Source organism: Microbacterium sp. Leaf351 (assembly GCF_001423825.1).
GTDB classification, from domain to species: Bacteria; Actinomycetota; Actinomycetes; order Actinomycetales; family Microbacteriaceae; genus Microbacterium; species Microbacterium ginsengisoli.
The window spans coordinates 257230-257730 of the sequence record NZ_LMPK01000033.1 but is presented as its reverse complement, the minus strand read 5'-3'; the positions used below and the strand labels follow the sequence as shown (position 1 = coordinate 257730).

At 65.5% G+C, this 501-nt stretch carries 1 pseudogene; it reads right to left on the bottom strand.

The window, feature by feature from the left end:
• Nucleotides 1-296, bottom strand: a pseudogene (locus ASG00_RS17945) (elongation factor P); the annotation flags it as partial.
• Nucleotides 297-501 lie beyond the last annotated feature (205 nt).

Genomic DNA, 501 nt, shown 5'->3' with positions numbered 1-501 from the left:
CCGACCGTCGCGGCGGCCACGTTGATCTGGTCGTAGTCGGCGACGTCCATGAACACGAAGCTGTCGCCGTCGTTGTAGAGGTACTGGAAGTCGCGGCGGTCGACGTTCTCGATCTCGACCTTGGCGCCCGCGTTGAACGTGCGGTCGACGACCTTGCCGGTGAGCACGTTCTTCAGCTTGGTGCGCACGAACGCGCCGCCCTTGCCGGGCTTGACGTGCTGGAACTCCACGACGCTCCAGAGCTGACCGTCGATGTTCAGGACGACGCCGTTCTTGATGTCTGCGGTGGATGCCATGAGGGTGCGCTTTTCCGTTTCGTGTGGGTGCGAGGCCGAGACGGCCGACACGAGAGTCTAACGGATGCCCCGTGGCCCGGGTGATTCCGAGGATCAGCCCTCGGCGCGACCGGTCACGACGTCGAGCAGCAGGTTCGTCGCGCGCACGTAGCCGGCGACGCCCTCTCCGATCACGTGCACGACGGCGACGTCGTGCACGTACGAG